The organism is Cytobacillus oceanisediminis, assembly GCF_003182355.1.
Taxonomy (GTDB): domain Bacteria; phylum Bacillota; class Bacilli; order Bacillales; family Cytobacillaceae; genus Cytobacillus; species Cytobacillus oceanisediminis_A.
In genome coordinates this window covers 128,599-142,362 of sequence record NZ_QGTW01000011.1, presented here as the reverse complement: position 1 = coordinate 142,362, position 13,764 = coordinate 128,599, and the positions used below count along the sequence as shown (strand labels likewise).

13 protein-coding genes are annotated in these 13,764 nt (G+C 41.9%); 10 read left to right on the top strand and 3 right to left on the bottom strand.

Going from position 1 to position 13,764, the window contains the following annotated elements; genetic code table 11:
• Positions 1–15 precede the first annotated feature (15 nt).
• On the top strand, positions 16–1,632 hold the full coding sequence (locus DFO73_RS19355) for a putative polysaccharide biosynthesis protein (RefSeq protein WP_110066357.1): 1,617 nt from the start codon (positions 16–18) through the stop codon (positions 1,630–1,632).
• 40 nt (positions 1,633–1,672) lie between these two features.
• On the opposite strand, the gene DFO73_RS19350 is transcribed toward DFO73_RS19355, so the two are convergent.
• Positions 1,673–1,891, bottom strand: a complete 219-nt coding sequence (locus tag DFO73_RS19350) for a hypothetical protein (protein ID WP_110066356.1) — start codon at positions 1,889–1,891, stop codon at positions 1,673–1,675.
• 117 nt (positions 1,892–2,008) lie between these two features.
• Here DFO73_RS19350 and DFO73_RS19345 point away from each other — a divergent pair, with 117 nt between their 5' ends.
• Positions 2,009–2,728 carry a pseudouridine synthase gene (locus tag DFO73_RS19345; protein WP_110066355.1) on the top strand — a complete coding sequence of 240 codons (720 nt, stop codon included), beginning with the start codon at positions 2,009–2,011 and terminating at the stop codon, positions 2,726–2,728.
• A gap of 69 nt (positions 2,729–2,797) precedes the next feature.
• Here DFO73_RS19345 and DFO73_RS19340 read toward each other — a convergent pair whose 3' ends face one another.
• Positions 2,798–3,019 carry a DeoR family transcriptional regulator gene (locus DFO73_RS19340; protein ID WP_026041817.1) on the bottom strand — a complete coding sequence of 74 codons (222 nt, stop codon included), beginning with the start codon at positions 3,017–3,019 and terminating at the stop codon, positions 2,798–2,800.
• 464 nt (positions 3,020–3,483) lie between these two features.
• Between DFO73_RS19340 and DFO73_RS19335 the strand changes: the two genes are divergently transcribed.
• The 6 genes from DFO73_RS19335 to dat all read left to right on the top strand — a co-directional run bounded on the left by DFO73_RS19335 (position 3,484) and on the right by dat (position 10,485).
• A complete protein-coding gene (locus DFO73_RS19335; RefSeq protein WP_110066354.1) occupies positions 3,484–4,758 on the top strand; it encodes a M48 family metallopeptidase in 1,275 nt (424 codons plus the stop codon).
• 357 nt (positions 4,759–5,115) lie between these two features.
• Positions 5,116–5,835: an ABC transporter ATP-binding protein gene (locus tag DFO73_RS19330; protein WP_110066353.1), complete on the top strand. Its 720-nt coding sequence runs from the start codon at positions 5,116–5,118 to the stop codon at positions 5,833–5,835.
• Positions 5,822–7,009: an ABC transporter permease gene (locus DFO73_RS19325; protein WP_110066352.1), complete on the top strand. Its 1,188-nt coding sequence runs from the start codon at positions 5,822–5,824 to the stop codon at positions 7,007–7,009. The genes DFO73_RS19330 and DFO73_RS19325 overlap by 14 nt, the downstream gene beginning before the upstream one ends.
• Positions 7,010–7,054: 45 nt before the next feature.
• A complete protein-coding gene (locus DFO73_RS19320) occupies positions 7,055–8,092 on the top strand; it encodes a potassium channel family protein (protein WP_258309612.1) in 1,038 nt (345 codons plus the stop codon).
• A gap of 16 nt (positions 8,093–8,108) precedes the next feature.
• Positions 8,109–9,527, top strand: coding sequence for a dipeptidase PepV (gene pepV, locus DFO73_RS19315; protein ID WP_110066351.1), 1,419 nt, complete (start codon positions 8,109–8,111; stop codon positions 9,525–9,527).
• 88 nt (positions 9,528–9,615) lie between these two features.
• A complete protein-coding gene (dat, locus tag DFO73_RS19310) occupies positions 9,616–10,485 on the top strand; it encodes a D-amino-acid transaminase (protein ID WP_110066350.1) in 870 nt (289 codons plus the stop codon).
• Positions 10,486–10,667: 182 nt separating this feature from the next.
• Here dat and cysK read toward each other — a convergent pair whose 3' ends face one another.
• A complete protein-coding gene (cysK, locus tag DFO73_RS19305) occupies positions 10,668–11,600 on the bottom strand; it encodes a cysteine synthase A (protein WP_110066349.1) in 933 nt (310 codons plus the stop codon).
• Positions 11,601–11,891: 291 nt separating this feature from the next.
• Between cysK and thpR the strand changes: the two genes are divergently transcribed.
• Together thpR and DFO73_RS19295 are read left to right on the top strand one after the other, a co-directional pair.
• Positions 11,892–12,470, top strand: a complete 579-nt coding sequence (thpR, locus tag DFO73_RS19300) for an RNA 2',3'-cyclic phosphodiesterase (RefSeq protein ID WP_110066348.1) — start codon at positions 11,892–11,894, stop codon at positions 12,468–12,470.
• A gap of 309 nt (positions 12,471–12,779) precedes the next feature.
• Positions 12,780–13,763 (top strand): nuclease-related domain-containing protein, encoded by a 984-nt coding sequence (locus DFO73_RS19295; protein ID WP_110066413.1) that lies wholly within the window; start codon positions 12,780–12,782, stop codon positions 13,761–13,763.
• Position 13,764 lies beyond the last annotated feature (1 nt).

Below are 13,764 nucleotides of genomic sequence, written 5' to 3'. Positions count from 1 at the left end.
TAAGGAAGGGATTATATGTCATCTAAGCTTCTAAAGGGAACCTTCATTTTAACGCTCGGGACGATTATTTCAAAGGTTCTTGGTTTGTTTTATGTTATTCCTTTTTACCATATTGTCGGGAAGGAAGGAACCGCGCTTTATTCCTTTTCGTATACACCTTATACGATCTTTATTAGTATTGCGACAGCGGGTGTGCCGCTGGCAGTTTCAAAGTTTATATCCAAGTATAACGCTATAGAGGAATACGCAGTCGGCAGAAAGCTTTTTAAATCAGGCTTGGTAATTATGCTGGCCAGCGGAATACTTTCATTTCTAATCTTATTTTTGATGGCTCCGGCAGTGGCTGAAATGACGCTTGCAGGAAAAGATGTAGAAGTCAGCGTCGAGGATGTGACCACAGTAATTCGTGCGGTTTCGTTTGCACTTATTATTATACCGTTCATGAGCTTGATAAGAGGTTTCTTCCAGGGCCATCAGTCGATGGGGCCAACAGCGGTTTCACAGGTTGTGGAACAAATTGTCCGGATCCTGTTTGTTCTCGTTGGCGCGTATATTGTCTTAAATGTAATGAAAGGCTCACTTACCACTGCTATCAGTGTTGCTACCTTCGCTGCGTTTATCGGAGGGCTCGGAAGCCTTGGAGTTTTATTCTGGTATTGGTATAAGCGCAAGCCTCATTTGGACAAACTGCTTGAGGATGATAAAGGAACGGTTGATATATCCCTAAAAGATATTTATAAAGAAATTATCCTTTACGCAGCTCCCTTTGTGTTTGTAGGTCTTGCAAATCCGCTTTTCCAGTTTATCGATCAGATTACGTTTACAAGGGCCATGGCAGCCATTGGAGAGGCAGGAAATGCTGTGGCTGCCTTCTCTGTCCTAAACTTTGAAACACATAAGCTTGTCATTATTCCTGTTTCATTGGCAACAGCCTTTTCGTTGACGCTTGTTCCGAGTGTAACAAAGGCTTTTATGGAAGAAGACAGGACTGATTTAAACCGCCAGCTCAATCAGACTTTCCAGGTGCTTCTGTTTCTGACTCTTCCTGCCGTAGTCGGCTTATCCTTGCTGGCGGAGCCGATCTTTACTTTATTTTACGAGCATAAAGAGCTGGGAACTGAAGTATTACGAACATATGCGCCAGTTGCAATCCTATTTGCCTATTTCTCGGTTACGGCAGCAATTTTGCAGGGAATAAATGAGCAGCGCTTTACGATTCTCAGCTTGCTCACAGGCTTGCTAGTAAAACTGTCCTTGAACATTCCGCTTATTAAGCTTTTTGAAACACAAGGAGCGGTTTTCGCAACGGCTCTTGGCTATACAGCTGCAATTTTAATTAATCTATATGTAATTAAAATGTATGCCAAATATCCGTTTAAGCTTGTCTTAAGAAGAGGCCTGCTGATTGTATTATTTACTTTCTGTATGTTCATCGTAACAGGCATTGTATATAAAATTTTAACAATCTTCTTATCGCCGGCAACGGGTTTACAGGCGATAATCATTGTGGGCATCTGTGCGGCCGCTGGAGCGGGCATCTATTTCTACTTGAGTTTCAGAACAAAGTTAATCTATATTCTGTTCGGGTCAAGAGTTGATAGAATGATGAAGAAGCTAAGGCTGCGGGCATAATAAGAAAGGTCTCCACAAGATGGAGACCTTTTCGCTTAATTTAATACTGGCCATAACCGCCGTCGCCGATGCCGAGACGCCTTTCAATCCGGTCAAGCCTGCGGTTCAGCCGGTCAACCTGCCGTTCAAGCCTTTGCACCTGGCGTTCCAGGCGATCGAGGCGTCTATCTGTATTGCCGCCTCCCGGATAACCAGGATAACCTGGCGAAATACCGGGAAGAGGGATATATATGCCTTGCCCTTGCTGGCGTGGGTACATACTAATCATCTCCTCTTTCCTATTTATTTGAACTTATGATATTAGTCTATGTATAGCGTGTGGAAGTGACATGGACAAAAGCCTATGTAAATTGTATTTAGAATTGGAGGGTCAACTATGAGAATTGATAAAATGCTGGCCAATCTGGGCTACGGCAGCCGAAAAGATGTTAAAAAGCTTTTAAAGGATGGAGCCGTAACCGTTAACGATGAAAAAGTAAAAGACCCGAAGCACCATGTGAATCCTGAGGACGACACTGTGGTTATAAATGGTGAGAGAGTTGAATATAAGGAATTCATTTATTTAATGATGAACAAACCGCCTGGCGTAATCTCGGCAACCGAGGATTCCCAGTTTGAAACAGTCGTGGACCTGCTGGAAATGGAGGACCTTGTCTTTTCCCCGTTTCCTGTTGGGCGCCTCGATAAGGATACAGAGGGCCTTTTGCTGCTGACGAATGACGGCCAGCTTGCACATCGGCTGCTTTCTCCCAAGAAGCATGTTCCTAAAACCTACTTCGCGGTCATTGACAGTGAAGTAACAAATGATGATATTGCCGCATTTAAAGAAGGAGTCATCTTGGATGATGGCTACGAAACCAAGCCTGGAGTGCTGAAGATCTTAAAATCGGGCATAACCTCTGATATTGAATTAACCATTACAGAAGGAAAGTTTCATCAGGTGAAAAGAATGTTTGAGGCTGTCGGAAAAAGAGTCATTTATTTAAAAAGGCTTACGATGGGGCCGCTCGAGCTCGATGAAACATTGGAATTGGGAGAATATCGGGAATTGACAGAAGAAGAGCTTGAAATGCTGCTCAATTATGAAGTGAAATGAAATGAAGGCAAAAAAATCGCCCTTATAGCGGGCGATTTTTTCGATCTATTATGTTGGTTATCCTCTGTGTTAAGATGACATCTTTACTTTCTTTTGTGTAATCGTCCATTTGCCTCTGCTTGGGCTTTTAACCAAGTCATTGTATGCAAGGACATTTAAATCTCTTTGTATGGTGCGAGGAGTAATACCAAATTCCTCTACAAGCTCCTGAGTTGTTACAGTTCCGCGCTTACTAATAAACATGTAGACGGATTTTACACGGTTTAACATCCGGTTAGTTGAAGGTTTCAAAAAACCACTCCCTATCCTTTTTTCAAACCCCATGGCAATTCCCTGCAACCGACAGCTACATTGAAGGAATAGTTCCTTCAAAACTATGTAGTTTTCTTTTCCCCAGACAACCCCTTTGTATTCTGGTTTTTTTAGTCAAGATGTCATACCTCTGACTATATTGTAACGCTATTATCTGATAATTTCTACTTTAAGGAAGCAACTTTACAAAATATTTATAATGCTTCCTAATTTATAGTCTGTACATCCCCCTCCTTTTTAATGTATGTTCATTTCCCTTTATTTAGAGAGTTAAACATTCATTAAGGAAATAGCCTCTTACTATACCTATGGTGCAGAAAGGTGGTCTTATGTACTGAAAATTCAGGAAAAAGGCAATTAATTTTCCTGTTTCCTAAAATTTGTTTTTTGATTATAATCAATAGGTAATTTTGAAAAGGGCCATATGAAAGGAAGAGAGCGTTATGGAAGATCACTCGCTGAGAGATCGGCTGGTATACCCAAAGGAAAATGTTTATTTTGCTTTAGTCGTTTTATTTAGTATTCTGTCTTATATTCTTCTCGCATTCTCGATAGTTGGGATTATTATTATGCTGTTATTAATCTTTGTTTCTGTCCTGCTTCATGGAATAATGATGGGCGGCATCAGGAGAAACGGAGTAAGAATAAGCGAAAAGCAATTTCCCGAGATTTATGAAAAAGCAGTACTAACCGCAAAGGAGATGGGTTTGGCAGAGCTGCCAGATATTTATGTAATAGAGTCCCAAGGGGTTTTAAATGCCTTTGCAGCCAGGTTTTTCAGAAAGAATATGGTTGTTTTATATTCAGGTATTTTCGAACTGATTGAGAGAGGGGCTGAAAAGGAAGTACTATTCGTCCTTGCCCATGAATTTGCCCATTTAAAAAGAAAGCATGTGCTCATAAGTGTTCTTCTGCTCCCTGCCATGTGGATACCCTTTCTGGGAAATGCCTATCTAAGAGCTTGCGAATATACGTGTGATCGTTATGCAGCCTATTATATAAATTCGTTTGAGTCATCAAGAGATGCCTTGGCCATGCTTGCAATTGGGAAAGAGCTTTACCCTAAAGTCAATAAACAGGTATATATGGAACAGCTTCAAACCGAAACCGGTTTTTTTGTCTGGCTAAATGAAAAGCTGTCTTCACATCCGCATCTCCCAAAAAGAATTTATGCTTTATCAACATTCTTTGCTGAAGATGCCACAGCAGTATTGAAGGAGCCCAAGGGAAAGGTATGGCTTGGAATAGCAGGCTCTATCCTGACTGCTATGATTCTCACAGGTGGAATTTTTGCTGGCTTTAAAATACTTGAAAAGATGGAGTTATGGACTGAAACGGTTCTTGGAATCGAGGGTGCTACTCCGCTGATGAATGCCGCAAGTGAAAATGATACTGAAATGATTCGCACTCTGTTGGCTGATGGCGCTGATGTGGAGGAAACCGACGAAGAAGGCTCTACTGCCCTTCATTGGGCTGTTTATTATGGCCAGCTTGAGAGTGCCGCTCTTCTCCTTGAGCATGGGGCAAATCCCAATACGATTGATAGCTATGATTCTTCTCCTTTAATGAGTGCTGTAACAAACGAAGATGTCCAAATGGCTGAGCTGCTGCTGGAGTTCGGTGCAGATCCCGTTTTGAAAGATTCAGAGGGCTACACAGCCTATGATTACGCGAAAGACTACGGCAATAAAGAATTAATGAAATTGCTGCAGCCTTAACAAGACTGCTCCCGTTTACGGGGCAGTTTTTTTGTACAGTCAATTAAGGATTTTAGCGGTGTTAAGGCCGATTGTTGATTAAGCACTGTGTTAATTGGAGTGTAAGGTCCAAGCTCCTCGAAAATGGATTCGCATTTTATTCGTGGGTGTTTATTCAAAGGTGAATATTCAATGTCCTGCGAGAAAAGCGTACCCAGGAGGCTAAAACGCCGAGGAACGTTTGAAGCCCGCGGTTCGCTTAGTGCCTGTAGAGGAAATCAGCACCCAAGGTTTATGGAGCAAAATTCTTAAAAAATATATGAAAAATAGTAAACCTTTTCCAATCCTATCCGTACGAATAGTCAGGAGGAGAGAAAAATGAATTTATTAAATGTAGATATTGCCTCAGCGGGCTATGAAAATGAGAAACCAATCATAAATCATATTCATTTTGATTTGGGGGAAGGCGAGCTGATTGGCCTGATCGGACCAAACGGAGCAGGCAAAAGTACGACAATTAAGACCATCCTGGGATTGCTGGAGTATAAAAAGGGATTAGTGGAATTCAAGGAAGGGGTTAAATACTCTTATATTCCTGAACGGCCCATCTTCTATGATGAATTGACACTTTGGGAGCACTTGGACTTTACGGCTGCTGTAGAAGGAATTCCTGATAAAGAATACAAAAGCAGGGCAGCAGATCTTTTGGATCGATATAAGCTGGCTGAGCATGCCCATGAATTCCCAGGAACTTACTCCAAGGGAATGCAGCAAAAGGCTATGCTGATTCTCGCCATGATTGCTAATCCGGATGTATATATAATTGATGAACCGTTTATTGGCCTGGATCCCAATGCTATGAAACTGTTTCTTGAATCAATTGACAAAGAGAGGAGAAGAGGTGCAGGGGTTCTAATGTCTACACATGTTCTGGATACAGCAGAGAAAGTTTGCAGCCGCTTTTTAATTGTGCATGAGGGCCAGCTCAAAGCTTCGGGTACCTTAAGTGAGGTTAGGCGGCAATGCAATCTTCCGGCAGGCTCACTCTATGAATGCTTCCATCAAATTGCAGAGGGAGCCAGCAATGAAGAGCATTGATCTCTTTTTTAGAAGGTTAGTCAGCAGCTGGAAATATCAGTATGGCGTTTTCCGTTCGATAGCGGATTGGACGATCTTGCTGTACATCATTATTCCTGGAGCAGCCATTTTAGCGATGATGTACCGTTCCTGGTGGGCTGAAACGCCTGGTTGGATTGCAAATTTGCCTCTATTCCTGCTTTTCTTTTTGCTTTATGTATTTTCATGGCTAGGAAATATCCGGCCTTTTGTTCAGGAAGCTGATAGAGTATTTCTTGTTAAAAATAGGAATCTCTATTTGGGAATGAGAAAATGGGGATTTGCTTATTCATTACTTTTCCAAACGGTTTGCACAGTAGCAATGATAGTTTTTCTATTGCCCTTTTTAATGAACAGATACCTTTTGGAATGGAGCCAAATAATTGCTCTTTTGATCTTTTTCATCACACTTAAGTGGACGATTATGACAGTTTCCTATCATTTGAAAAGGATTGAAAAGAAATTAAAAAAATATGTTCTGAGCTTTTTGCTGTTTGTCTTATTTAGCTGGTTCAGCCAGCTTATATATTCCCTTTGGGATCTTGGAGCAGTCTTGCCTGTTTATATCACATCGGCGATTCTCCTGGCAGGCACACTTGCGCGAATATACCAGCTATTAAATAGGGCTTCGGCCATGGATTTTGAAGTTAAGCTGGAGCAGGAGGAAAAAACAAAGTACATTCAATGGATCTTTATGATGGCTCCTGAAATTGAAAAGCCTGCTTTTTCATTACGCACCAAACCGCTGCTTTTTCGAAAATCAAAACGGATCTTTAAAAAGAGGACACCTGTTACCGGGCTTATTGAATTATTCCTAAAAGTATTTATCAGGAACCCATCGTATATCTTCAGTTATTTTCAAATTATATCTATAAGCGCTGCCGGCATCATTCTGATTCCTCCTCTATGGATAAAAGCAATTGTTTTAGGTATATTCCTTTTTCTAGCCTACTCCTGGCTGTCCATTACCTGGGATAAGACCATCATGTCCCATCCTTTCACAAAAAAATATAGTGAAAAGGAATTCTATTATTTTGCAAGGAAAAGGACTGTGTGGGCATTGTTTATATTGGCCATTATGATATTAGTGGCGGTGCTGGCATGTTGGCTAATCGTTTTATCCAAGTTTGGCATTCTTAGAGGATTTGGCGATTGAATTTATATTTAAGGAAATTCCCCTGGGGATTCCTTTATAATAATATTGTCAGATAAGGGGGGATGGACCATTTTATTCAGAAGATTTCTTAAAAGGCTTTACACGCTGAATAACTGGCTGATCTTTATTTCCAGCGGCTTTTTGATTATTTTTAGTACCATTATTATGACCATAATAGAACCGCAGACTTTTTCGAATTACTTTGATTCCTTTTGGTGGGTAATGACCACTGTAACGACTGTCGGGTATGGCGATTTTTATCCTGTATCGGTTGCCGGAAGAATGTATGCTGTATTTTTGTACTTGATCGGAATTGGCCTTATCGGGATTGTGATTGGAAAATTAGTTGAAGGCTTTGCTCAATTCCGTATAAAGCAAGAGGAGGGAAAAATGAGTTATAATGGGAAAAATCATATTATAGTTATCGGGTGGTCTAAAAAAGCGGAGCACGCACTGGAGGAAATCAGGCTAGCAGATTCAAGCAAAGAAATCGTGCTGATTGCCATGCTGGAAAAGATGCCGGTCAAACATGATAATGTTCACTTTGTCCATGGAGATGCAGCAGATGGAGCAGTACTGGAAATGGCCAATATTAAAGAGGCGAAAAGTGTTATCATATTTGCGGATGATTCAATTGAAGATAACCAGCTGACAGATGGGAAATCTTTATTGATTGCCACTGGAATCGAACGTCTTGCAGGCGACCTTCATATAACAGTGGAATTAAAGGTTGAGAGGCATATGGATCTATTTAAGCATGTATCGGTTGATGAGTTTATCATTTCGGATGAAATGATCTCCAGAATGGCTGCTCAAGCTGTCCTTTCCAACGGAGCGACTACCATATATTCGCAGCTGATGAGCCGTAAAGTGGGGGAAGATTTATATCAAATTCCTGCATCGCAAAGGTGGGTAACCTACAGGGATGCCTTTCATGGCTTGCTTGAAAAGGGGGCAACCTTAATCAGTTCCGGGCAGGATATGAATATTAACCGCCGGCTTGATGAGAAGGTACCACTAGGAGCTATTTTATATATTATTTGTGATCAGGATACATACTCAAAATTGACAGCCGAAAAATGATAGGGAGGAAATTTCGATGAACGTGCTGGATTGGAAAAAAGAAGTTGATAAGAGAAAAGACGCTTTAATTGAAGATGCTCAAAAATTGCTTAGAATTAAAAGTCTCCTGGATGAAGAAAACGCCACAGACCATGCTCCACTTGGAGAAGGGGTAAAGGAAGCTTTGGATTTTATGCTGAAACTGGGTGAAAAGGATGGCTTCAAATCGAAAAATGTCGGCAATTTGGCAGGCCATTTGGAATTCGGTGAAGGCGAAGAGATCGTAGGAGTGTTATGCCATATTGATGTTGTTCCTGAAGGAGACGGGTGGACAAGCGATCCATTTGGCGCAGAAATCCGGGATGGAAAGATTTTTGCCAGAGGAGCGATTGACGATAAAGGCCCGACAATGGCTGCTTACTACGCCATGAAAATAGTAAAAGAAATGGAGCTGCCGCTGAGCAAACGTGTCCGCATGATTATTGGAACAGATGAAGAAAGTGATTGGCGCTGTGTGGAACACTATTTTAAACATGAGGAAATGCCGTCAATGGGATTCGCTCCAGATGCAGACTTCCCAATCATCTACGCGGAAAAGGGAATAGCTGATTTTGACCTTGTTCAAACCGGCAAATATGATGGAACGGAAAGAGAGGTTTTAGCGGAAGTAATCTCTTTCCAGTCAGGCAGAAGGTACAACATGGTACCGGATTTTGCAAGGGCCAGCCTGGTTGTCCATCTCGAACAAACAGAAGTGGTACAGAGGTATATCAACTTTCTAAAAAAGACGGAGCTCAAGGGGAAATATTACATAGATAATGGAGAGTTGATTCTCGAGCTTCAGGGAGTATCCGCTCATGGAATGGAGCCTGACAATGGGAAAAATGCCGGTATTCTGATGGCATTATTCCTGGCCTCCCTTCAGATAGATGATAAGGCATGTCAATACTTCCAATTTGTATCCCGCTATTTATGCGATGATTCCAGAGGAAGAAAGCTGGGGATTGCCTGCTCGGATGAAATAACAGGCGACTTAACCGTTAATGTCGGCAAACTTTCTTATTCGCAGGAGCATGGCGGCCGTCTGGGCTTTAATGTGCGTTACCCTGTTACAAATGATATGGCAGAAACCAAAGACAAGCTGCAGTCCCTGATTGAAAAAGAGCATTTCATAATAGAGAATTTTACTGATTCCAAGCCACATCATGTGGAAGAGGATGATTTCCTTATTCAAACACTGAAAAAAGTGTATGAACAGCAGACCGGCGATAAGGCAGAACTTTTATCCATCGGCGGCGGCACCTACGCCCGCTCCTTGAAGTCCGGTGTTGCATTTGGTCCTCTATTCCCAGGCCGGGAAGACATCGCCCATCAAAAAGATGAACATATGTTTATTGAAGACTTGCTAAAAGCTACAGCCATTTATGCACAGGCTATTTATGAGCTTGCGAAATAGAGCTAAAACCTGATATGATGGCTGAAAGATTTTACACAACCAGAAAATAACTGATGCGAGAAACCAGATGCAGGGAGTGGCAGTGAGAATGGAATATGTGATTTTGAATGGGGAATTTATCGAGCGTTCCGAAGCAAAAGTCGATATTGAAGACCGTGGCTATCAATTTGGTGATGGCGTGTATGAGGTTATCCGGATATATAATGGAAAAATGTTTACAGCAGATGAACACCTTGAACGTCTTCTTGATAGTGGAAAGAAAATAGACTTAAATATACCTTATACCGTTAGAGAGCTAAAACAGCTGCTTGAAGAGATGATCTTGAAAAATAAGCTGGAGCTGGGAATTGTTTATATGCAATTTACAAGAGGAGCCTCTCCAAGAAACCACGCTTATCCTGGCGCAGGTGTGCTGCCTGCATTTACTGCCTATACTCGTAGAGCGGCAAGGCCGGTTGACAGCATGAAAAATGGCGTAAAGGCTCTCTTGATCGAAGACATTCGCTGGCTCCGCTGTGATATAAAGAGCCTTAATTTGCTTGGCAACATTATGGCCAAGCAAAAAGCAGCGCAGTCCGGCTGTTATGAAGCTATTCAGCATCGCGGAGACACAGTAACAGAAGGAAGCTCATCGAATATCGCTATTGTAAAAGAAGGCAAGGTGTACACCCACCCTGCCACTAACCTGATTCTGAACGGCATTACCCGCCGCAAAATTAATGAGATCTGCCATGCAAACGGAATCGCCCTTGAAGAATCAGCTTTTACGCTAGAGGACTTAAAACACGCAGATGAAGTATTTATGTCCAGTACGTCTGCCGAAATTACACCAATCACAGAGATTGAAGGGAAGCCGGTTAGCAGCGGAACACCAGGGCCAGTCACAAAGAGTTTGCAGGATCTTTTTGAAAAAGAAATTGAAAAGCAGTGCGGGAAAATGACTATAAAATTAAGATAATGCAGAGCAGCCGGGCACAGCCCGGCTGCTTTTTATTTTCAGATTATGCTGGCTGGCGAAGCCGCATCAGAGCGGGGAGCGGCCGTAAATACTGAAAACGGCATATAACCATGCTGAAAAATATGGTTTAAACAGACCAGCCAAACAAAAGACCCCGAACTCACTCGGGGACCTTAAAACTTTTATTCAAATTGAAAAAGATCGCTTGAAAGATATCTTTCTCCCGTATCGCAAACAATAAATACGACGACATCCTCCGGCTTTAGCCTTTTGGCCACTTGGATGGCAGCATAGCAGGCTGCCCCTGATGAAGGGCCGACAAGAATGCCTTCCTCCCTTGCCATTCTCCGTGTTGTATCATACGCTTCTTCATCCTTAATTTGATGAATTTCGTCATAAACATCTGTATTTAAAATTTCCGGTATGAAGCCAGGGCTTGTGCCGACCAGTTTATGTCTGCCTGGTTGTCCGCCGGATAGAACAGGTGAACCTTTTGGCTCAACGACGTGCACTTCCAAGCCAGTATAATGCTCTTTCAATACCTCGCCTGTACCTGTAATGGTGCCGCCTGTACCTGAAGTTGCCACGAATGCAGCAAGATTTTTGCCAATCTGTTTCATGCCGTCAATGATCTCCAGCGCGGTTGAGTGTCTGTGTGCATCGGGGTTTGCACTATTTTCAAATTGCATTGGTACAAAGCTGTTTGGAATTTCCGCAGCAAGTTCATTTGCTTTTTTTATGGAACCCGGCATCTTATCGTCACCAGGTGTCAGGACCACTTCTGCACCATAGGCTTTTAAAATATTGATGCGTTCCGCCGTCATCGTATCCGGCATAACAAGAATAGCTTTATAGCCGCGGGCTGCAGCGTTCATCGCCAGTCCGATGCCTGTGTTTCCGCTTGTCGGTTCAATAATGGTTGAGCCGGGTTTAAGCTTGCCCGCTTTTTCTGCTTCAACAATCATGTTAAAAGCAGCACGGTCCTTTACGCTTCTGCTTGGATTGTAAAATTCAAGCTTGGCATAGATGCTTGCACCGTTTTCAGGGGCAAGTCTGTTTAATTTTACCAGTGGAGTATCTCCAATTAAATCTGCAAGATTATTGACTAATTTCATCTCTGACTCTCCCTTTCATATAAAGGTGGGTATCTTTTATAACATGCTGGCTAGGACATGAATATCCGTTTTATCTTCTTGTTATTTTGTGTGGCTCTGTTTAATTCCATCCTCAATAAGGAAATCTATAATTATGTTATATCATATTCATCATACCTAAAACAGACTATTCCAATCAAATCAAAGGGATTTAGGGAGAAATCCTACAGAATATGGCATGCTGCCCTAAAGTATCTGCCATTTTTATGTGATGTTTGATAAAATAGGTAAAAAATATGGAGGTAGAATCAGGTGACAAATCAGCAGAATGCTCATTTTTTCTTTGCAGTCAAAATACCGGCTGAGACAAAGGAAAGGCTTAAAGAATACATTGAGGATTTAAAAGGGAATATCCGATTTAGCCGCTGGGTTCATCATGAGGATTATCATATTACGTTAGCATTTCTTGGTTCGGCACCTGAGGACAAGCTCCGGATGGCTGAAAAGCTGGTGGCTGAATCGATTAAAGGTGAACAGCCGTTTCCGCTATACATTAACCAGTTAGGTATCTTCGGAAAAGAAAGTACGCCAAGAATTTTTTGGTTCGACACTAAACGGGAAGAGCGGCTGCATACTCTTAGGGACAAAGTTTTTTCAGCATGCAAAAAAGCGGGATTTGAACTTGAGACAAGGCCTTATAAGCCCCATATTACGATCGCAAGAAAATGGGCCGGCATCGATTCATTTCAGAAAAGCACGCTGGATGAATATAACCCTTTTCGTGATAACCCGCTTGAATTTACTGCTTCAGAGGTCGTCTTATATCAGACACACTTAGATAAAACGCCAAAATACGAAAGTGTTGCCATCTTTCCGCTTTTGGCGGAATAAAATTAGATACATACTTTTTTAAATAGACTATATTAAAGCTCATTGATGATTTTTGCACTATGCTAAATAGGAGCGGAAGGCGCGACTCCTCAAAAAATGCATTCGCATTTCCTTCGTGCGGTGTTTATTCGAGGATGCTGGTTCAAAGTCCTGCGAAAAAAAGCGTGTCAAAGGGGGACCCTACAGGCGCAAGACGAGAACGAGGCTCCCCCCCAAGATTCGCTGGCCTTCTTGAGCAGAAATCAACAGGTAAGTTTAACAGTTAAAATAAATAGATAGAAGTTATTTATGAAAGCAGGGCTAGGAGAAATGGGACAGTTAATTAAATTGCAGGACTATGCTTCACGTTATGAACAGGATATTTTTGTTTATCCTTCCCGTTTTGTCAGGCTGAAAAAACAGCAATGGGATAAGTGGCATAAAGCGTGGGATTCAAATGAAACTTTCAGCTTTGAACCGGAGCCACCGCATGCAAACAACGGCGGGGACTGGCCTGAGGAAGAAAAAGAACCTCTTTTCGATAAATTGAAGGGTCTATTAAGGCGTGGGAAAAATGAGGCCGAAGATGTATATAGTCCTCAAGAACCTCTGAAAGAAGAAAAAGAGGCTGAGGACACGCTTGATTTTGAAGCTTCTTTTACTGTGCGTCCGGAAACGGTCGAGAATTTAAAACATCAGTTCCTTGATCAGCTATACCGTTTTCAAATGAGGTGGGCTACATCCACATTAATGGAAAAGTCTTTTCCAGATAGACGATACTATTATGAAGAAAAACTGAAGTATTTTTTGCAGAGATTTCCTGATACGTACCTTGTAATGTACAATCCTATCTTTCTGCTGAAACAGGCTCCTGTGGAAACAGAATCAATCTTAATAAGTCCGACGGAGGCCTGGTGCATCAGCTTTCTTGAAGCAGAAGATTTAGCTGTGTTTTCAGGATCAAAGGATAGATTCTGGATCAAAAAGGGAACAGGGGAAGAGAAAAAGATTCTTAATCCTTTGCCTGCTTTGAACAGGACGGAAAAGATTGTCCGTAAAATATTAGAGCTCCATGAAATAGAATTGCCGATTCAAAAAGCCGTCATTAGCCGAAACGGGTATATTGATTATCCAACTGCCCCTATTGGTGTTCAGCTTATTGAAAAAAGAAATTATGAGCAATGGTTTCAAACAATGAGAAACCAGCGTTCCCCTCTAAAGCATATCCAGCTTAAGGGAGCCCAAGCCCTGCTTCAATATTGCCAGACTACATCAATCAGGAGGCTGGAGTGGGAGCATCCGGATGAGCAATAAA

Bases quoted from the DNA above. Each gene is read 5' to 3' on its own strand.
- DFO73_RS19355 (WP_110066357.1), top strand. From the start codon at position 16: ATGTCATCTAAGCTTCTAAAGGGAACCTTCATTTTAACGCTCGGGACG.
- DFO73_RS19350 (WP_110066356.1), bottom strand. From the start codon at position 1,891: ATGTACCCACGCCAGCAAGGGCAAGGCATATATATCCCTCTTCCCGGT.
- DFO73_RS19345 (WP_110066355.1), top strand. From the start codon at position 2,009: ATGAGAATTGATAAAATGCTGGCCAATCTGGGCTACGGCAGCCGAAAA.
- DFO73_RS19335 (WP_110066354.1), top strand. From the start codon at position 3,484: ATGGAAGATCACTCGCTGAGAGATCGGCTGGTATACCCAAAGGAAAAT.
- DFO73_RS19330 (WP_110066353.1), top strand. From the start codon at position 5,116: ATGAATTTATTAAATGTAGATATTGCCTCAGCGGGCTATGAAAATGAG.
- DFO73_RS19325 (WP_110066352.1), top strand. From the start codon at position 5,822: ATGAAGAGCATTGATCTCTTTTTTAGAAGGTTAGTCAGCAGCTGGAAA.
- pepV (WP_110066351.1), top strand. From the start codon at position 8,109: ATGAACGTGCTGGATTGGAAAAAAGAAGTTGATAAGAGAAAAGACGCT.
- dat (WP_110066350.1), top strand. From the start codon at position 9,616: ATGGAATATGTGATTTTGAATGGGGAATTTATCGAGCGTTCCGAAGCA.
- cysK (WP_110066349.1), bottom strand. From the start codon at position 11,600: ATGAAATTAGTCAATAATCTTGCAGATTTAATTGGAGATACTCCACTG.
- DFO73_RS19295 (WP_110066413.1), top strand. From the start codon at position 12,780: ATGGGACAGTTAATTAAATTGCAGGACTATGCTTCACGTTATGAACAG.